Source organism: Methylobacterium currus, from assembly GCF_003058325.1.
GTDB classification, from domain to species: Bacteria; Pseudomonadota; Alphaproteobacteria; order Rhizobiales; family Beijerinckiaceae; genus Methylobacterium; species Methylobacterium currus.
Genome location: NZ_CP028845.1, coordinates 160,313 through 177,452, shown reverse-complemented (window position 1 = coordinate 177,452; position 17,140 = coordinate 160,313). Strand labels below are relative to the sequence as shown.

Genomic DNA, 17,140 nt, shown 5'->3' with positions numbered 1-17,140 from the left:
TGGCACCGTCGGTCGAGCCGGCGAGTTTGATGAAATTGCCGCTTATCGCCGCCTGGACATTCGATCCACCCGCTTTCAGCTGGGAGTTGATCGAGCTGACCAGGGTGGACTGGCTGGTGTCGTCGACGTTCTTGTTCAAGGTGATGCTGACGCCATCAATGCTCATCGTGAGGCTTGTCGCGCCGGCCGTGAACAGAGCCGTTTGAATAGCAGTCTGCGTGCTGACGTCGACGTTGCCTGTCTTGTTCGCGGCCACACCACTCGTGTTCGTACTCAACGCAGTATCGGCCAGGACTGACGTGGCGCCGGTCGACAGGAGGTTGTCGGCCGTGGCGCCGGTCAAAGCCGTGGAGGAGATCGCAGCCTTCGCGACGAAGGAGTTAGAGGCACTGGATAGCCTGCTGAGCCACCGACTTCAGCTGGTCAGTCAGGCCCTGCAGCTTGGTGATACCGGTATTGGCCGCCTGGATCGTCTGGATGCCGTCGACACCGCGTCGAGCAGGCCGCTGAGCGACGACGAGCGCGAGGACAGGCCTTGAGCGGTGAAGTAATTGCTCGGGTTGTCGAGGGCGCTGTTGACCTTCTTGCCGGAAGACAGGCGGGTCTGGGTGGTGGAGAGCATGTCGGCCGTGCCCTGCAGCGACAGGAGGTTCTGACGCGTGGCGGCCGACAGGTGATACCGGAAGACATGAGGGCGATCCTATTTAGATCTTTAACCTTCAGATTTCGAAGGCGCCATCACTCTCCAACGAGCGTCCTGCTTGATCCTTACTGCGATCACCGGAAGCGTCTCATTGGCCAGAATTTTTGGAGAGTATGATTTACGAGACCTCAATTCTATCGCAGCAGCACGATACTCAATCAGAGTACCCTCGCCTGGCCATCCACATGTGACCCTGGAGACAGCCTTTAGGAATGCGGTACATACTTAATGCAAGATAATGGGATATTGAATAGATTGATCATTAAATAATAGATTTTATGAGATTTTTTTATGAGGTTTCATGATAAATATTCAGATATAAAAACATTACATACATTAATGACTATATGTAATATAATATACCATTATAAATACTTATATTTATTTTGTAATTATATAACAGAGATTATAAGCAACTTTAATTCTGCTTCCTGCGGCAGCAACAAGGTCAATCCGCATGATTTAAAAAAGGAAACGGCCGAGGCGTGAGCCCCGGCCGTTTGTCTTACGCTTAAGGCTGAGCGTCGATCAGCGCAGGAGCTGCAGGATGCCTTGCTGGGCCTGGTTGGCGAGCGACAGCGCCGAGATGCCGAGCGAGTTGCGGGTCGACAGCGCCTGCGAGTTCGCCGCCTCCTCGTTCAGGTCGGCGTTCGTCAGGTTCGCCGCACCCGTGTCGAGCACGTTGATCATCTGCTTGGTGAAGTCCTGACGGTTCTGCACCACCGCCAGGTTCGCCCCCAGCGATGAGGCCTGGTTCTGCAGCGAGTTCGACGCGCTGGTGATCTTCTTCATCACGTCGTTGATCGAGTTAGTATCCTGGAAGTCAACCTGGCCGATCGCCGAGAGTCCAATCGAGGACGAGGTCACCGAAGAACCCTGGATCTTGAGGGACGACGTGCCCTTCTCGTTGAAGGCGATGTTCAAGGTGTCGCCCGCCAGCAGGTTCGTGCCGTTGAACCCGGAGTCGAGGGCCATCTGATCGATCTGGGTCAGAAGGGTTGTTGTAGGTGTTGACCAAGCCGTTGCGGGTGTTCGCCCCGTCGCCGGGCAATGATCGCAGTCGAGGTGCCGGAGCTGAACGGGTTGAGTGTGCCTGTGGCAGTCAGTTGGAGAGCGTCAGCACCCGACTCGTTCGTGGTTGTGATCTTGAGCTGGCCGGTCGAGCTGTCGAGGCTTGCCATGGCGTTGGCGGGGTGCCAGGGCAGCGTTGAGCTGGGTCAGGCTGGAGATCTGGCCGCTGCCGGTGCCGAACGCGACGTTGACGGTAGTTCCGTTAGCAACCTTGACTGCGATCGAACTGTTTGCGAGCGCGCTGGCATTGAAGCTTTGGTAATTCACGCCAACGAGCGCAGGTGGAGTAGTATACTGCTGAATGGTCGTGGCACCCTGACCAGCGGCATAGCTCTTGAACGCAGTGAAGCCGAGGTTGGTCACCTTAGCGGTCGCAGTGCTGCCGTCGCCCAGGTTGATGGCGGTGGAGGCGTCCGCGGCTGTAAAGGTGAACTTGCGGGTCGTCGAGTCGAAGCTCGCACTGACCGTGCCGCCGGTGGCCGTGCCGACCTTCTGAGCAAGCGAGCTCAGCGTATCGGACTTCGAGACCATCACCGACTGACCGTTGACGGTGAAGCTGTCGCCGGCCGTGAAGCCGATGGCCGTCGCGAGCGTCGTCGCGGTCGGCGAGAATGTGCCGTTGACAAGGAACTGACCGGCAGCGTTCGCGGTGATACCAAAACCCAGCTTCGTGTTGGCCGTACTGTCCACGCTGAAGGTGGCACCGTCGGTCGAGCCGGCGAGTTTGATGAAATTGGCCGCTTATCGCCGCCTGGACATTCGATCCACCCGCTTTCAGCTGGGAGTTGATCGAGCTGACCAGGGTGGACTGGCTGGTGTCGTCGACGTTCTTGTTCAAGGTGATGCTGACGCCATCAATGCTCATCGTGAGGCTTGTCGCGCCGGCCGTGAACAGAGCCGTTTGAATAGCAGTCTGCGTGCTGACGTCGACGTTGCCTGTCTTGTTCGCGGCCACACCACTCGTGTTCGTACTCAACGCAGTATCGGCCAGGACTGACGTGGCGCCGGTCGACAGGAGGTTGTCGGCCGTGGCGCCGGTCAAAGCCGTGGAGGAGATCGCAGCCTTCGCGACGAAAGCGTTGGAGGAGCCAAGGGCCTGCTGGGCCACCGACTTCAGCTGATCGGTCAGACTCTTCAGCTTGGTGATACCGGTATTGGCCGCCTGGATCGTCTGGATGCCGTTCGACACCGCGTCGAGCAGGCCGCTGAGCGACGACGAGCGCGAGGACAGGCCTTGAGCGGTGAAGTAGCTGCTCGGGTTGTCGAGGGCGCTGTTGACCTTCTTGCCGGAAGACAAGCGGGTCTGCGTCGTAGAGAGGAGGCTGGCCGTGTCCTGCAGCGACAGGAGGTTCTGGCGCGTGGCGGCCGACAGCGTGATATCGGAAGACATGAGGGCGATCCTATTTAGATCTTTAACCTTCAGTTTCGGAAGGCGCCATCACTCTCCAACGAGCGTCCCTGCTTGATCCTTACTGCGATCACCGGAAGCGTCCCATTAGCCAGGATTTTTGAAAGTATGATTTACGAATGATTAACGCCATTGGGGCAGAGTAACCCCAGATCAGAGCACCTCCCGCATGGCCCTCCGTATCGATCTTAAGCCGCATGAGCGAGTCATTGTAGGCAACGTCTCGATCCGAAACGTTGATCGTCGAGCATCGCTGACTTTCGAAACAAAGACCGAATTTTTACGTGAGAAGGATATATTGGCTGAAAACCAAGCAAGAACCGTTTGTGAACGACTGTACGTTACTTTACAAGCTGTTTATATAACAGATAATTACATCGAGGTTGAAAACGCATTTATTTCATCGACAACTGAGACAATTAAAGCGGCTCCAAGTATGGGCTGTATATATCAGAGCCTTATAAGGAAATCGTATGTAATAATTTCTATCAAGCTCTCAAAATCGGTCAAGAGCTTATAAAATATGAGAAATCGCTTCTTGATCTAATAGGACGCAAAAATATGTCCTTCTCTTAGAAACACAAAATTGGTATCACAACGAACTACAAATAGGGGTGACCATCATGCCGCTTCGCTTAACAATAATGCCCTTCGAAACCATCTATATCAATGGCGCTATCATCGTAAATGGTTCCAGTAAGGCAGATATTGTACTCAAAAATCAATGCCGCATGCTTCGTGGCAGTGAAATGATCTCCGAAGAAGAAGCTCGCACACCCTGCAAGAGGATAGTTTATCTATTGCAGCAGATACACCTCAAAGAAGATCACTCTGAAGAGTTGAGGGAATTATCTTCTTGTATTTTAGAATTGCTAGTGCATCTACCGGGATCAAATAAATATATTAATAATATTCAAAATTCACTCGATGAAAAAAAGACACATGCGGCGCTCAAGCATGGCAAAGCGCTAGCTACCTACGAGGCGCAAGTGAGTTAATACATCATCAGTCCCTCAATCTGAGCACGACGTGTCGGCCAACATTCTCAGGCCGGAAGCTTCTCAGCGAGAGACTCATCGGCGAAGTCATGATCCATACCGAGGCCGGTTCACGAGTTGCTAACCATGTCCGATAAGAGTGCGACTGAGATATAAGCCAGAACTTTGAAACCCCAATCGCAACAATATCGTGCGTGATGTAAATATTGCACACAATTTCAGCTAGAGCTGGTAATGAGCGGCGATCCCGACACTGCGGCGCAGAACAAGGCGGCTTGGGACAACAGCCACCACGTTACCAGGCAACTGCAGCAGGGGATCGAGAGCGATCATTTCCGAGTGAAACGGGCGATGCCGTGGGTGGGTGGGTTCCCCTCGTTCACCACGGCCCGGCGCACGATTTGCAGCTTCGAGGCGATGCTGTGGCTGCGCAAAGGCTTCGGGTTGCTGGTGCGCCTGCTCGCACACCCATCGCGCCTTGATCGCGCCCACGAGTGCCCGTCGCGTGATCCGCGCCGGCAGGTTGGACAGGTAGTACTTGCGCTCGCCCGAGTGATGTTCACCCGCTTTCGTGGAGTGGTGATCAGCTTGCGGGCGATGGGTCTGTCAGCATCTCCTTCTCGTAGCGGATCGGCGAGCGGTAGCCGAGGGCGGAGTGGCGTCGAACTGGATTGTAGAAGCCCTCGATGAAGGTGAAGACGGCCATTCGGGCCTGAGCTTGTGAAGCCAAGCGCCGGCGGTCGAGCAGTTCGCATTCGAGGGTCGCGAAGAAGCTTTCGGCCATGGCGTTGTCGTAGGCATCGCCGATCGAGCCCATCGAGGGCCGAACACCGGCTTCCCGGCAACGGTTGCCGAAGGCGAGAGCGGTGTACTGACTTCCCTGGTCGGAATGGTGAATGACGGCGCTCGGTTTACGCTGGCCGATCGCCATCTCCAGGGCGTCGAGCACGAGCTCGGTTCGCAGATGGTTCGCCATCGCCCACCCCACGATCCGCCGGCTCCAGGCATCGAGGACCACGGCGAGGTAGAGGAAGCCAGCGGCGGTCGGCACATAAGTGATGTCGCCGACCCAGAGCTGGTTGGGGCCTTCGGCTCGGAAGTTGCGCTCAACGAGATCGGGGGCTGGCCGGGCCTTCTTGTCCCGCCGCGTGGTGATGACAGCTCGCCGCCGCCGGCTGGCGCCGACGAGGCCGCCTGCGCGCATCAGGCGCGCAATGCGCTTGCGCCCATGGCGTGATCCTTCGGCCGCCAACTCAGCATGAACGCGTGGAGCACCGTAGGCTTCGCCGAGCCCGCGTGAATCGTGCGGATCCGCTTCAACAGCGCGGCATCGGCCTGCGCGTGGGCCGAGGGCTCCCGTTGCCGCCAGGCATGGTAGCCTGCTTCCGAGACGCCGAGCACGCGGGCCATGACGGCGATAGGAAAGGTGGCCCGGTTTGCGCTCATGAACCGGAAGATCCCGACGGCACCGCGCCGGTCTCCCGCGCGAACCAGGCCGCGGCTTTTGACAGGATATCCCGCTCCAGCCGCAGTTGGCGCACCTCGCGGCGCAGACGGATCAGTTCTTCACGTTCGGCAGCCGTGAGGGTCTCTGTCTTTGCCTCACGGCGCTCCTCGGTCTTGTCAGCCTGTGCGACCCAGTTCCGGATGGCCTGAGCCGACGGTTCGAACTCACGGGCAAGATCGGTGGGATCGCGTCCGGCGCGGACCAGTTCGACGATCTGACGACGGAACTCAGCAGGATAGGGCGGACGTGTATGGGGCATCGGTTGCACCTCGTGGAAAAGCCTGAAGGGCTCCACGAAAGCGGGTCAACATCGGGGTCAATGGTCGTCTCTATGGTTGACCCGACCGGTAGCAAGCCACAGCGACACGAAGGCTGCCCCCGTGCATATCGGCGCGAGGAGAGCCGCGAGAAAGAGGAAGATCGCCGGGATCATGCGATGGGCGCCACCAGGATCGCGGTCCGCACCGCGGGGCGCATCTGCCAAAGCGTGACATTCGGGCGGGCCAGCACCTCGACGGCGTAGGTGTGCGCCTGAACAGCAGCGACGACGAGGCGCTTGCCGCCGATCTCCAGCGACACCGGCCTCCACGGATCAGCGAGGTAAGCCGAGATTGCATTGTCGAGCGCTTTGGGCGTCAGGAGCTTCTTTAACCGGCTGGTGCCGGCAGGCCGTCCACTTCCCGGGGCCCGGTGAGAGGATGGTCGAAAACGTACGCTAAGCCCGCCGACCGGTGCGGGCGAGGAGCTTTTCTCCGTCTGGCCTGATCGCCCCCTTGGGCGTGACGTGCCGGTAGAGGGTCTGCCGGGTGATGCCGAGTTCCACGCAGAGGTCGGCGACGCAGGTTTCGGGGTTTCCCATCGCGGCCTGAGCCAGGCGCAGCTTGGCGGGCGTCATCTTGAAGGGGCGACCGCCCCTGCGGCCCCGGGCGCGAGCCGCGGCCAGCCCGGCCTTCGTGCGCTCGGAGATCAACTCGCGCTCGAACTCGGCCAAGCCGGCGAAGATGGCGAACACCAGCCGGCCGTTGGCCGTGGTGGTATCGATCGAGGCGCCTTCGCCCGACAGCACCTTCAGCCCGACGTTGCGCTTCGTGAGATCCCCGACCAGGTTGACGAGGTGGCGCAGGTCGCGGCCGAGCCGGTCGAGCTTCCACACCGCCAGCGTGTCGCCGATCCGTAGCGCCTTGAGGCAGGCCTCGAGCCCGGGACGATCGTCGCGCCGACCGGAGGCGGCATCCTCGTAGATGTGCCCGGGATCGACGCCGGCCGCGACGAGCGCGTCGCGCTGCAGGTCGTGCACTTGGCTGCCGTCGGCCTTGGACACCCGGGCGTAGCCGATCACGGTCGTCATTCATACGTCCGTCTGCGTGACGGAGCGGCATTGCCCGCCGATCGGTCAGCATGATGTCACACAACCCGTCTTGTGGTCTACGCTCCGTGAACAGGCCCGCATTCCTGTTTCGTGACGGATGGGAAGCGGATGCCGGCCAAGACTATCTTGTCACCGGCGCAGCGCGCCGCGATCTTCGACCCGCCTGCCGATCACGCGACGATCGAACGACTCTACACCCTCGGTCCCGCCGACCTCGTGCAGGTGGCACGGCGTCGGCGAGGTCCGAACCGGATCGGCCATGCGGTGCAGCTCTGCTACCTCCGTCATCCCGGACGCGCACTGGTGGCGGGTGAGGCGGTGCCCGACGCGATGCTGGAGTTGCTCGCCGGTCAGATCGGATGCGATGCCACCGACTTCGCCAGCTATGCCGCCCGCCCGACGACGCTGCGCGAGCATCGCGCCGAGATCGAAGCCTGGCTCGGCCTGCGCGCCTTCGAGCGGGCGGACGTGCGATCGATGCTGGCGGTGGGGTCGGAGATCGCCGCCTCGACCGACCGGGGCGAGACGATCGTCGCCGGCATGGTCGATCGGCTGCGGCTGGGCCGGATCGTGCTGCCGGCCGCATCGACGCTGGAACGGCTGGCGCTCATCGTACGGACCCGGGCGCGCAAGGCCGCCCATGCCGGGCTGATCCGAGACTGCCCGGCCGAGCAGCAAGCGGCGCTCGATCGCCTGATCGCCTCGGACGACGACGGCCGCACCCGGCTCGGCTGGATACGGGAGTGGCCGGAGGCGCCGTCGGCTGCCAACCTGAAGGGGATCGTCGAACGGCTCGACGCGGTGCGCGCCATCGGGATCGCGGCGGACGGGGCACGCCGCATCCATGCCGCCCGCTACGCCGTCATCGCGCGCACCGCCGGCCTCGTCACCGCCCAGCACCTGCGCCGCCTCGAACGTCCTCGTCGGCTCGCCATGCTCGTCGCCTCCATGATCGAGATGGAGGCGGCGCTGACCGACGCCGCCCTGGTCATGGTCGAGAAGATGGTGGGCGCGCTGTTCCGCCGTGCCGACCGCACCCGCTCCGACCGGCTGCTCGGGCAAGCGCGGATGCTGAAGGACACGGCCCGCCTCCATGCCCGGCTCGGCCGCCTGCTGGTCGAGGCCCGCGCGAGCGGGCGCGACCCCTTCCGCGCGATCGACGACCGAGTGGGGTGGGATCAGCTGGAACGCAGCATCCGCTTTGCCGAGGATCTGACGCGCTCGGTCGATGACGGCCTGGAGGATGTGGTCGAACGCTATCCCGCCGTGCGGCGGTTCGCCCCGACCTTCCTCGCCGCCTTCACCTTCCGCACGGCGCGGTCGGGCGATCCGCTTCTCGGTGCGATCGAGGCGCTGCGGACGATGTACCGCGACGGTCGATCGGTCCTGCCGAAGCGGGTGCCGACCAGCTTCATCAGGCCGCGCTGGCGCAAGGTCGTGCAGCCGGTCGAAGGGACGATCGACCGGCGCGCCTACGAGATCGCGGTGATCGTCCACCTGCGCGAGCGGCTGGCCTCGGGCAGCATCTGGGTGGACGGCAGCCGCGCCTATCGCACGCTCGACGATTATCTGCTGCCCGTGCCCGCGTTCGAGACGATGCGCGCCGATGGCAACCTGCGCCTCGCCGTGTCGCCTGGGTTTGCCCAATGGCATGAGGAGCGCCGCACGCTCCTGGCCCGGCGTATGACCGAGGTGGAGCGCGCCGCCGCGGCCGGTGGGCTGGTCGACGTGACGATCGAGCGCGGGCAGCTACTGATCTCACCCATCCGGCGCTCCCCGGCCGACGAGGCCGAGGCGTTGAAGAGCCAGCTCTACGCGATGCTGCCGCGTGTCCGCATCACCGACCTGCTGGTGGAGGTCGCCGCCTGGTCGGGGTTCGCCGACCGCTTCGTCCATGCCCGCAGCGGCGTACCCGCTTCCGACCCGGCCGCGCTGATGGGCGCGATCCTCGCCGACGCGACCAACCTGGGCCTCGGGCGCATGGCGGAAAGCTCGCGCGGGCTGACGCTGCCGCGCCTGCGCTGGACAGCGGAATGGCATGTGCGCGACGAGACCTACCTGTCGGCGCTGGCGGCGATCGTCGATTGCCACACCGTGCATCCGCTCGCCGCGGTCTGGGGCCCGGGCGACACGTCGTCGTCGGACGGGCAGTTCTTCCGCGCCGGCGGTCAGGGCGAGGCGCGCGCCGATCGCAACGCCCGCTACGGCACCGAACCCGGTGTGCTGTTCTACACGCACGTCACCGACCGCTTCACGCCGTTCCACACCAAGGTCATCGCCGCCAATGCCGGCGAGGCCGCCCATGTCCTCGACGGCCTGCTCGATCATGAGAGCGACCTGGTCATCCGCGAGCATGCGACCGACACCGCGGGCGCGGTCGATCATGTCTTCGGCCTGTGCCACCTGCTCGGCTTCCGCTTCGCGCCGCGCATCCGCGATATCAACGAACGCCGGCTGTACGGCCTGTCGCCGCTCGACCCGTGGCCGACGCTGCGCCCGCTCGTCGCCGGGCCGGTCAACGTCCGCGCCATCGAGGCGGACTGGGACGAGACGCTCCGGCTCGCCGCCTCGATCCGGGCCGGCACCGTCAGCGCCTCGGTCATGCTGCGCAAGCTCGCGGGCTATCCGCGCCAGAACCCCGTGGCGCGTGCGCTGCGCGAGGTCGGGCGGGTCGAGCGCACCCTGTTCATGCTCGACTGGTTCGACGATCCCGGCCAGCGGCGCCGGACCGGCAGCATCCTCAACAAGGGCGAGGCCCGCAACGCGCTCGCCCGCGCCATCTTCTTCAACCGCCTCGGCGAGCTGCGCGACCGCACCTTCGAGAACCAGCGCCATCGTGCCTCCGGCCTGACCCTCGTGACCGCGGCCGTCACGCTGTGGAACACCGTCTATCTCGATCGCGCCGTCCGCCATCTGCGCGGCAGCGGCGTCGCGGTGCCCGACGAACGGCTCGCCCACGTCGCCCCGCTGGGCTGGGAGCATGTCGGCCTCACCGGCGACTACCTCTGGGCCGAAATCGACAAGCCCCGCGAACGGCTCAGGCCGCTCCGCCTCCACCAGCAAGGCCGCGACGCTTAGCGTACGTTTTCGACCATCCTCTCACCGGTCCCCAAGTCCGCCGCGTCCGGGGCAGGAAGCGACCACGGCCTCCAGGGCTGCGCGCACGCGGAGGAGCTCGGAGATCTTTTCGTCGACCTCCGCGATCTTGTGCTGGGCCTGGGCTCGCACCTCGGCGCAATCGGCGGCCGGGTTGGCGCGCAGGGCGAGGAGTTCCTGCGTCTCCTTCAGGGAAAACCCGATCCTCTGGGCCTGCCGGATGAAGCGGATGCGGCCGACCACCTCGGGCGAGTAGGTCCGATACCCGGCTCCTTTGACGGGCTGCTCGATCAGACCTTGGCGCTCGTAGAAGCGGATGGTCTCGACGCCCACGCCGGCGTCCTGCGCCGCCTTTCCAATGGTCAGATCCCGCATGTGCTGTCCTGGCATCACCAAGTCCGCAAGAGCCTAAAGTACGTACCATAGTACGGAGTCAAGCGGTCCCTTGGCAGCGTTGGCGACGGGCTAGGGCCTGTTGTCGCTTGAACTCTCTGCGAGGATGAGCGTTTCCCCGCTTTGAGCGAGGAGACACGATGCTGACGGACGCTCAGTGGGCCGAACTGGAACCGCTGGTGGAAGCCTGCCGGCCCAAAGGCAAGACGCCGCCCCAAGAGCTGCGCCGCACGATCTCAGCCATCCTCTGGCGGCATCACAACGGCGCCTCTTGGAGGGCCATTCCAGCCGAGTTGGGTCCCTGGTGGCAGGCCGCCCAGATCTTCATCCGCTGGGCGCGCGCCGGCGTCTGGGAGCGGCTGCTCGACCTCGTGCAGAGCCGCGGCGTCGCGCTGGGCATGGTGTTTCTCGACGGCACGAACATTCGAGCCCACCAGAAGGCGGCGGGCGCGGCCAAAAGGGGGGATCTGGAGCCGAGCGAGACCATCGTGAAGCTCTTGGCCGCTCGCGTGGCGGCTATGGCACCAAGGCCTGCGTGATCGCCGATGGACGGGGCCGCCCCGTCGGTTTCCGCCTCGCGCCCGGTCAGGCGCATGAACTGCCCCACGCCCTTCCGCTGCTCGATCAACTGCCCGGGGTGCCGAAGTGGGTGGTGGCCGACCGTGGCTTCTCCAGCCACGGCTTTCGCGAGGCGATCTGGACCGCCGGGGCCCGGCCCGCGATCCCGACCAAGAGCAACGAGGCCCCGCTCGCCTGTCCTGACTGGATCTACACCAATCGCAACATCGTCGAGCGACTGTGGGCGCGCCTCAAGGAATGGCGGGCCGTTGCCACACGCTACGAGAAGACTGCCGTCAGCTTCATGGGCGTCCTCTGCCTCGCCGCTACGCTCCTCTGGATCAAGTGACGACAGGCCCTAGTGAGCTATAGGGTCTAGGGAGATCATTCCACTGCGGCCAAGGCCTGCTCGATGCAGTAATCCGGGTGGCGGATGCGCGCTGTGGCCGGATTGAAGAGGGCCTCGACTGTTTCCCTGAGCGGCGTCTGGTCCAAGCGTTCGGCGACCCGGTCTGACTTGACCGGTGATCCTCCCTCGGTTTCACGGTTCTCCCTCACTTTGATATTGGTGGCGAATTCGGCGTGCCTCCTGCGATGAGAGGACGACCGCGCAATGCGCTTGAGCGACGATGCAGCCCCAAGCCAGCCAGGGGTGGGCGATGTCGCTCGACGTGAAGCGCACGTACGTCGTGCCTGACCAGACCGCGCAGGTCGCGCGGGCGATCTTTCCGAATGGCAATCCGGTCATGCGCCTCTACGACGACCTGTATAGGGTCGTGGCGGATCGCGACTTCGCCGACCTGTTCCCGGCCCGGGGACGGCCCGCAGAGGCACCGGCCCGACTCGCGCTCGCGACGCTCCTGCAGTTCATGGAGGGGCTGACCGATCGGCAGGCCGCCGACGCGGTTCGCACGCGGATCGACTGGAAATACCTGCTGTGTCTGGAACTGACTGACGTTGGCTTCGACCACACTGTCCTGAGCGAGTTTCGCACGCGCCTTCTCGCGCACGGGGCGGAAAGCCGCCTCCTCGACGCAACTCTCAAACTGGCGCGAGAGCGCGGACTGCTGAAGGGCGGCGGACGCCAGCGCAGCGACTCCACGCACGTCCTCGGGGCGATGCGCACCATGAGCCGGCTCGAAGTCGTCGGCGAGACATTGCGCTACGCACTGAACGCGCTGGCGACGGTGGCGCCCGACTGGCTGCGCGCGTGCACGACCCCGACATGGGCCGAACGCTACGAGCTCCGAGCGAGCGAGTTTCGGCTGCCCAAGAGCCAGACTGGGCGCCGGGCGTGGGCGGTGCAGACCGGCGTCGATGGCTTCACGTTGCTGGCTCTCGCCACAGCGGACGGCGCGCCGCCGGTTGTGCGGGACGCCGCGGCCCTTGAGACCCTGCGGCGCGTCTGGGTGCAGAACTTCCTGGTCGAGCACGGGCCGGAAGGCGCCCGCGTCGAGTGGCGGACGAATGATCAGGTGCCGCCGTCGGGTCGCTACATCGGCTCGCCCTACGACGTGGAGGCGCGCTACGCGAGCAAGGGCGCGACGGTGTGGAGCGGCTACAAGGTGCACCTGACCGAGACGTGCGACGAGGGCACCCCGAACCTGATCACCAACGTTGAGACGACGACCGCCGCGGTCTCGGACGACGCCACGACTTCGACCATCCACGCGGCGCTCGCTGCACGGGGCCTGCTGCCCAAGACCCACATTGCCGACACCGGCTTTGTGAATGCGGCGCTGTTCGTCGACGCCCAGGAACGCTACGGGGTCGACCTGATTGGCCCGACGCGCGGCGACCGACAGTGGCAGGCGCGGGCCGGCGCTGGGTTCGCCGCACGGGACTTCGCCATCGACTTCGTTCAGCAGCGGGCAACGTGTCCAGCCGGCAAGCGAAGCCAGAGCTGGACGCCGGCGCTCGCCCGCGGCACGACGCCGGTGATCAAGATCAAGTTCGCCCCCAGCGACTGCCGAGCGTGCCCGCTCCGGCCGCAGTGCACGCGCGCGAGCACTGCACGCCGGGCGATCACGATCCGCCCAGAGGCGCAACACGAGGCTTTGCGCGTCGGGCGGGCGCGGGAGCAGACCGCGGATTTCGCAGCCGAATACGCGCGGCGGGCCGGCGTCGAAGGCACGATTGCCCAGGGTGTGCGGTCATCTCGGCTCCGACGAACGCCGTACTTTGGGCACGCGAAGACGCACCTTGCCCACCTGATGACGGCAGCCGCGATGAACTTGGCACGCTTGCTGCGGTGGCTGGCAGACGAACCAAAGGCGCGAACACGGCACTCAGCCTTTGCGCGGCTGCATCAACTCGCGGCCTGACTGAGCTGTGCCGAATTCGCCACCAATATCACTTTGCGTGGATCAGGCAGCGAGGAGGACGTGGCGACGGAGGAGTGCGAAGCTGGCGCGGCCGTACATGGTGCGTTTGAGCATCTTCAGCCGACTGATCTGCCCTTCCGCCTGCGCGTTGCTCCAGGACGTCGTCAGCGCCGCCCGAACGGCCGCCCTATCCTGCACCAAGCCGGCTGCGAAGGTCGCCAGCGCCGCGACGCCACAGCTCCGCGTCTCCAAGAGCCATCTGTCGAGTTCGCCGACCGCATCCGCCGGTCGGTCGCCGCCCAGGCCGCAGGCGCGCACCAGCATCGTGAACCGCTGCGCCAGATCGGCCACGCGTGCTGCCTCGGCATCCTGCCGGATACGAGCGAGATCGTCCGTGGCGCGGGGCGGCAGTGTCGCGACGGGTTGCCCCAGGATCTAGGCCAGCTGCTTCGGAGACGCGATTTGGTTCTGCTCTGGTACCCTCGGCGCGCGTCGCGCCGGTCCGCGACAGCCACTAAAAAACTAAAACAGGGGAGGATCAGGTGATGCCCGTGATCCATCTCGCCCGACCACCGCCACCAGGGGCGGTCTCGAACTCCTCGAAGTCGTGAAAGGGCGTGTTCTGATGCATCATTGCACTGCCTGCAGGACGAGCCTGCGTTGGACCGGGTCCGCAAGGCCGGGGATCTTTGCGGCGAGGGTGAGCGCCCAGGCGCCCTGCATCGAAAGATCGGTCTCGAAACGGTAGTAGCCGGGCAGTGTATCGGCCTGAAGCTCCAGCGGGGCCGCCATCTGGCCCATCCCGTCAGGCGACATGTCGATCCGGCTGATGAACAGGACCGCGTCCGGAACCACCTTGCCGGTGCGCTCGTCGACGAGCCGGACCAGGATGGTCGTGCCGTAACCCTGCTTCACCTCACGCTCGACGAGCTCGAAGGCATAATGGTCCGAAGCGGCGCGGCTCAAGGACGACGCGACGGCGACGCCAGCGCCCATGAGAAGCAGCACCAGCGCGAGAGTGCGCCATAATGGGAGGCGCCGCCACGTGGGGGCGGCCGCAGCAGGTGCTGCGGCCAGCGGTGGCGTGCGAGGTGGGGTGCTCAAAACTCAGGGCCGCCGGCAGTGCCGCCGAGGTTTTGCTGAGCTGGCGGGCGCTCCGGGAACTGCGCGTTGCCGCGCGTGCTGCTGCGGAAGTCTCGTCCCTGGACGTCGCGCAAGACGCGCGTGCGGTTCGGGCTGCCCGCGAGGCTCCCCGTCATCTCCGGATCACGCAGGGCGGGGCTTGAGATATGATGCTTGGAGGCGCGGACCGGTCCGCGTCTGCCAACTGGGCGCGGCCGATGCCGTGCCCACGAAGGCCAATGTTACGAGAGCAATGCCACCGAAAGGTTTCATGATCTTGTCCACCGTCCTTTGAGGGAGCGCCCTTGCTTCAGTGCCATTGCTCATGAGTTCGGAGCTCAAAATCTTTTCGTTACATCCGGATGTGCGGGATGCCCGGCGCCTTCCCGACATCGCCGGGATCGAACATCGGCACGCCGATGCGTGGCCTTCTCGGACTGTGCTCCGAACTCGACCAAGAGACGCGTCCCCTCACGCCTCGCCAAGCCGTCGTAAAGCCGGACGATCAACGCCGACCGCGGCGGCATCGGAATGGCCGGCTGGGCAACGAGTCTGTGAGGGCTTGTCGCCTGCGCTTACTTGAGTAGGCCGAGGACACGAAAGCCCGGCCGCGGCAACGGACGCCGCTACCGGCGCCCTGTGCCGTGATGTTTTAGCCCGTCTTATTCACCGGGCAGTGGCTTGCGGCGTGTTTTGGGCTGATGGCGCGCGGGCTCGGGCGTCTGTTCTGACGCGTGTGGACCTGGATCGTTCTGTCAGCACTGGAGGGACGGGAGCGGGTTTGTGGGGGCATCACGGCCCCTTGGTTTAGCCAGGTGCTGGGGCGAGCGTGGTCGCAAGATGGCTCAGTAGGTCGGCCTCAGGACAGGCGGTGGCGAAGGCGAGGCGAACCCGGCTGGCGGTCTCGCGGATGCGGGCGCCGAGCTTCAGGAGGCGCAGCCGGAGCGTGGCGAACTCGGCCGTGGCGAGGCGGTGCGCTTTCGGGATGGCCTCACGCACGCTCAGCATCAGCCAGTAGGCCGCCGTGTGCAGGACGAGCCGCATCTGGTTGGCGGCGGGATGCCGGCACGAGGTACGGTCGGAGGCGAGCTGGCTCTTGTGCAGCTTGATCAGGTTCTCGGCCTGTCCGCGGGCACAGTACAGGTCGGCATAGAGCCATTCCGGCGTGCCGGTCGTGATGTTTGTGACGACATAGCGGACGTCGAGGCCGAGCCGGGTCGCCTCGATACGGGCGACGACGCGCCGCTCCTGCCGCCAGGATTTGGCCGCGTGCCGGGTCTCGGCAAAGCCCCGCACCGCGTCCTCGTTGTCGATGGCTCGCACAACTCTGATGTGATCGGCCGTCTGTTCCACCTTGGCCGCCAGCGCTTTGGTGCCGGTCAAACCGAAGACGTAAGCGACGCGGTTGTTCTCGCACCAGTCCATTGCCTCGGGCCGGCCGTAGTGGCCGTCGCCCCGGATGGTGATCGCGGTGTTCGGCCAATGACGGCGGATCGCCCGGACCAGGCGGCGCAGATGTCCACGCACTTCGCGGCCCGAGGGCGTCTTGCCCGGCCGCAGGATCATCGCGACCGGGCGGCTGGTGGCGGTGTCGTAGACGTGGATCGGCAGAAAGCAGCGCTCATCGTGATGGGCGTTGAACAGCGACAGTTGCTGCTGGCCGTGCACCACGTCGCACGTGTCGTCGATGTCCAGGGTGACGGCGTCGGGCGGGACGGGGTAGCTGGCGCAGTAGAGGTCGACCAGCACCCGCCCGAGCCGGATGAGGTCGCGCAGACCCGGCGTGTTCTCCAGCCGCGAGACGGTGGGCTGGCTCATCAGGTCGTGCCCGCTCTCGGGCAGGCGGCCGCAGGCGAGCTTGAAGGCGGGGTCGGCGCGCAGGTGGTCGAGGTCGTCCGCATCCTCATACCCGCAGGCAATCGCCAGGATGCGCGCCAGCAGGATCTCGGGCAACGGATGCAGAACCCGGCTGGGGTCACGCCGGTCCGGGATCACAGCAGCGAGCTTGTCGGCAATGTCCAACCGCCGGGCGGCCTGGGCGAGCAGCAGGACGCCGCCATCCGAGGTCAGGCGTCCGCCATCGAAGGCGGCTGTGAGCTTCTTGCCCCGAACGGATGGAAACGCGAACGGGAGACACGTAGGATCGGACATGGCGGGCGTGGCAGGCTCGGTGCGATCTGAAGGCTTGGCGTCAGCACCCAATCCCTAAGCTACAACAATGCTTTATGCTACGCTCGCCACCCCAGATCCACCGTCCTCGTGAATAAGACGGGTTAGAACTTCGCGCCGGCGGGCCTCGGCTGACGGTGCGCAGGTCGACGCGGGGCGTTGTTGATCGAACCGGTCGTCAGGTCTCTCGGGGGCGGAGCGAGCGTCGACGGTGCAGCCGCCGTCCGGTGATTCCTCCACGATGGGGGCAGCGACTCCCAATACGCAGCCGAGGCCTGATTTGGCAGGCCCGAGACTAGGAAAGCTCCGACGCCCAGAACGACGAAAGTTCTTTTCATGGCGGGATCCCTTTTATGCTCTTGAAGCTTGATGCTTCTTCTTGCAATTTCGGAATGGCCGCTCACGTTACAAGGCTGGGCGAA

14 protein-coding genes and 5 pseudogenes are annotated in these 17,140 nt (G+C 64.4%); 6 read left to right on the top strand and 13 right to left on the bottom strand.

All coding sequences use genetic code 11. The annotated features are described in order from the left end of the window. The 5 genes and pseudogenes from DA075_RS38760 to DA075_RS35395 all read right to left on the bottom strand — a co-directional run. Positions 1-343, bottom strand: a pseudogene (locus DA075_RS38760) (flagellar hook protein); the annotation flags it as partial. Positions 344-427: 84 nt separating this feature from the next. Next, the gene (locus DA075_RS38755; RefSeq protein ID WP_420813178.1) at positions 428-622 is read right to left on the bottom strand and encodes a flagellin N-terminal helical domain-containing protein; all 195 of its coding nucleotides are present in this window, start codon (positions 620-622) and stop codon (positions 428-430) included. A 609-nt stretch (positions 623-1,231) separates the two neighbouring features. Beyond that, the gene (locus tag DA075_RS35400) at positions 1,232-1,678 is read right to left on the bottom strand and encodes a flagellin (protein WP_099957679.1); all 447 of its coding nucleotides are present in this window, start codon (positions 1,676-1,678) and stop codon (positions 1,232-1,234) included. 141 nt (positions 1,679-1,819) lie between these two features. Beyond that, positions 1,820-2,137, bottom strand: a complete 318-nt coding sequence (locus tag DA075_RS36285; RefSeq protein ID WP_123834611.1) for a hypothetical protein — start codon at positions 2,135-2,137, stop codon at positions 1,820-1,822. Between the two features lies 1 nt (position 2,138). Next, positions 2,139-3,164 carry a flagellin N-terminal helical domain-containing protein gene (locus tag DA075_RS35395; RefSeq protein WP_099957678.1) on the bottom strand — a complete coding sequence of 342 codons (1,026 nt, stop codon included), beginning with the start codon at positions 3,162-3,164 and terminating at the stop codon, positions 2,139-2,141. A 187-nt stretch (positions 3,165-3,351) separates the two neighbouring features. On the opposite strand from DA075_RS35395, the gene DA075_RS38750 reads away from it, so the two are divergent. The 3 genes and pseudogenes from DA075_RS38750 to DA075_RS35380 all read left to right on the top strand — a co-directional run. Next, positions 3,352-3,702 carry a flagellar biosynthesis repressor FlbT gene (locus DA075_RS38750; RefSeq protein WP_099957516.1) on the top strand — a complete coding sequence of 117 codons (351 nt, stop codon included), beginning with the start codon at positions 3,352-3,354 and terminating at the stop codon, positions 3,700-3,702. Positions 3,703-3,805: 103 nt separating this feature from the next. Next, entirely contained in the window at positions 3,806-4,180 is a 375-nt protein-coding gene (locus tag DA075_RS35385) for a flagellar biosynthesis repressor FlbT (RefSeq protein WP_244936713.1), read from the top strand. A gap of 285 nt (positions 4,181-4,465) precedes the next feature. Continuing rightward, positions 4,466-4,624 (top strand): annotated as a pseudogene (locus tag DA075_RS35380) (DDE-type integrase/transposase/recombinase); the annotation flags it as partial. Between the two features lie 139 nt (positions 4,625-4,763). On the opposite strand, the pseudogene DA075_RS35375 reads toward DA075_RS35380, so the two are convergent. The 3 genes and pseudogenes from DA075_RS35375 to DA075_RS35370 all read right to left on the bottom strand — a co-directional run bounded on the left by DA075_RS35375 (position 4,764) and on the right by DA075_RS35370 (position 7,035). Next, positions 4,764-5,946 (bottom strand): annotated as a pseudogene (locus DA075_RS35375) (IS3 family transposase). 170 nt (positions 5,947-6,116) lie between these two features. After that, positions 6,117-6,266 carry a hypothetical protein gene (locus tag DA075_RS36940; protein WP_164712599.1) on the bottom strand — a complete coding sequence of 50 codons (150 nt, stop codon included), beginning with the start codon at positions 6,264-6,266 and terminating at the stop codon, positions 6,117-6,119. A gap of 136 nt (positions 6,267-6,402) precedes the next feature. Continuing rightward, positions 6,403-7,035, bottom strand: a complete 633-nt coding sequence (locus DA075_RS35370; RefSeq protein ID WP_096488053.1) for a recombinase family protein — start codon at positions 7,033-7,035, stop codon at positions 6,403-6,405. A 129-nt stretch (positions 7,036-7,164) separates the two neighbouring features. Here DA075_RS35370 and DA075_RS35365 point away from each other — a divergent pair, with 129 nt between their 5' ends. Continuing rightward, the gene (locus DA075_RS35365; RefSeq protein WP_096488052.1) at positions 7,165-10,134 is read left to right on the top strand and encodes a Tn3 family transposase; all 2,970 of its coding nucleotides are present in this window, start codon (positions 7,165-7,167) and stop codon (positions 10,132-10,134) included. 21 nt (positions 10,135-10,155) lie between these two features. On the opposite strand, the gene DA075_RS35360 is transcribed toward DA075_RS35365, so the two are convergent. Beyond that, complete coding sequence (locus tag DA075_RS35360) at positions 10,156-10,527, bottom strand: MerR family DNA-binding protein (protein ID WP_099957611.1); 372 nt, start codon at positions 10,525-10,527, stop codon at positions 10,156-10,158. Positions 10,528-10,685: 158 nt separating this feature from the next. Here DA075_RS35360 and DA075_RS35355 point away from each other — a divergent pair. Then, positions 10,686-11,452 (top strand): IS5 family transposase gene (locus DA075_RS35355; protein WP_099952440.1). Its coding sequence is split into 2 segments (ribosomal slippage): positions 10,686-11,001 and positions 11,001-11,452, totalling 768 coding nucleotides; the frame shifts between segments, so codons are not numbered across the junction. Between the two features lie 35 nt (positions 11,453-11,487). On the opposite strand, the pseudogene DA075_RS35350 reads toward DA075_RS35355, so the two are convergent. Beyond that, positions 11,488-11,637 (bottom strand): annotated as a pseudogene (locus DA075_RS35350) (IS481 family transposase); the annotation flags it as partial. 125 nt (positions 11,638-11,762) lie between these two features. Here DA075_RS35350 and DA075_RS35345 point away from each other — a divergent pair. Next, a complete protein-coding gene (locus DA075_RS35345) occupies positions 11,763-13,427 on the top strand; it encodes an IS1182 family transposase (RefSeq protein WP_099957598.1) in 1,665 nt (554 codons plus the stop codon). Between the two features lie 42 nt (positions 13,428-13,469). Here the strand turns inward: DA075_RS35345 and DA075_RS35340 are convergent. From DA075_RS35340 to DA075_RS35320, 3 genes and pseudogenes are all read right to left on the bottom strand, one after another. Then, positions 13,470-13,902 (bottom strand): annotated as a pseudogene (locus DA075_RS35340) (transposase); the annotation flags it as partial. A gap of 155 nt (positions 13,903-14,057) precedes the next feature. After that, positions 14,058-14,423, bottom strand: coding sequence for a FixH family protein (locus tag DA075_RS35330; protein ID WP_099957681.1), 366 nt, complete (start codon positions 14,421-14,423; stop codon positions 14,058-14,060). A gap of 933 nt (positions 14,424-15,356) precedes the next feature. Continuing rightward, positions 15,357-16,700 carry an IS1380-like element ISMpo3 family transposase gene (locus DA075_RS35320; RefSeq protein WP_099957677.1) on the bottom strand — a complete coding sequence of 448 codons (1,344 nt, stop codon included), beginning with the start codon at positions 16,698-16,700 and terminating at the stop codon, positions 15,357-15,359. Positions 16,701-17,140: the final 440 nt, after the last annotated feature.